General features: G+C 45.6%; 1 rRNA gene. It reads right to left on the bottom strand.

Annotated features, from left to right (window positions below):
• Positions 1-174: 174 nt before the first annotated feature.
• A 16S ribosomal RNA gene (locus tag H5985_RS09320) occupies positions 175-259 on the bottom strand; the annotation flags it as partial.

The following is a 259-nucleotide window of genomic DNA, read 5'->3' as shown; positions in this document are numbered from 1 at the left end:
TTTGAATGCAATCACAACCCGTTTCCAATCAATCCATCTCAGACTCTCATGAAATCCAAGACTTCTTCTTGATTGAAACGCTTTGTTTCACCAAATTGTTAAAGAACATACTGTTCATTGATCTCGAACAGATAAGTGTGAGCATCGCGTTTCATGCGGACGACTTTTCTCTAGAAAGGAGGTGATCCAGCCGCACCTTCCGGTACTGCTACCTTGTTACGACTTCACCCCAGTCATGAAACCCACCGTGGTCGCCGCC

This window comes from Parasutterella secunda (assembly GCF_016901835.1).
GTDB lineage: Bacteria > Pseudomonadota > Gammaproteobacteria > Burkholderiales > Burkholderiaceae_F > Aphodousia > Aphodousia faecavium.
The sequence above is the reverse complement of the archived record's forward strand: the minus strand, read 5'-3'. Positions and strand labels throughout refer to the sequence as shown.